At 71.6% G+C, this 993-nt stretch carries 1 pseudogene; it reads left to right on the top strand.

Annotated elements, in window-relative coordinates:
* Positions 1–165: 165 nt before the first annotated feature.
* Positions 166–993 (top strand): annotated as a pseudogene (locus tag ACTWP5_RS32075) (mobilization protein); the annotation flags it as partial.

Raw genomic sequence — 993 nt, 5'->3', positions numbered from 1 at the left:
GGCCACCACCGCGCTGGCCCGGGTGGGGAACCTGCTCAACCAGGAGACCCGCTACCTCCACCAGGGCGGCCACCTCCACCAGGCGCACCTGCGGCTCCTGGCCCGCCTGGAGGAGGCGATCGAGGCGGTGGAGGACGTCGCGGTGCGGCTGGTGCGGGAGCCGAGGTGATCGTCAAGCCGATCCAGGTGCGTGACGTCGCCTACAAGACCGTCCGCTACCTCTTCGGACCCGGCCGCCACAACGAACACACCGACCCCCACCTGGTCGCCTCATGGAATGGCTTCGCCCCCGACCCGGGCCGCCACCCCCAACGCCACACCGTCGGCACACTCACCGCCCAGTTGGACGTCCCCATCAAGGCCCTGCCCAAGCACATGCGGCCCGAGGTGAAATACCTCCACATCCCCCTCCGCGCCGCACCCGACGACCGGCACCTCACCGACGACGAATGGGCCGGCGTCGCCCGCCGCGTCCTCCACGCCGCCCGCCTCCAACCCGAAGGCGACGACCAGGCGTGCCGCTGGATCGCCGTCCGGCACGCTGAGGACCACATCCACCTCCTGGCCACCCTCGTCCGCCAGGACGGCCGCACCCCCGACCTGCCGCGCCGGTACATCCAGGCCATGCGCCGCGAGGTCGACCGCATCGAAACAGACCTCGGCCTACGCCGCCTCAAACGCGGCGACGGCACCGCCGCAAAGCGCCCCAGCCACCGCGAACACTTCCAAGCCCACCGCACCGGCACCACCCCCGTAAGCATCCGGCTGCGCACCGCCGTACGCCGCGCCCTGGCCGCCTCCACCACCGTCGACGAACTCTCCACCCACCTCGCCGACCACGGTGTGCTCATCCGCATCGCCCGCAAACCCTCCGGCGCCATCCGCGGCATCACCTTCGCCCACCAACCCACCAACGGCCAGCACCCCGTGTGGTACTCCGGCAGCCGCCTGGCCCCCGACCTCTCCCTCCCCAAGATCCTCAACCGACTCACC

Source organism: Streptomyces sp. 4N509B, assembly GCF_052245655.1.
GTDB lineage: Bacteria > Actinomycetota > Actinomycetes > Streptomycetales > Streptomycetaceae > Streptomyces.
Note: the sequence above shows the minus strand (reverse complement) of the source record. Positions and strands in the feature narration are given on the sequence as shown.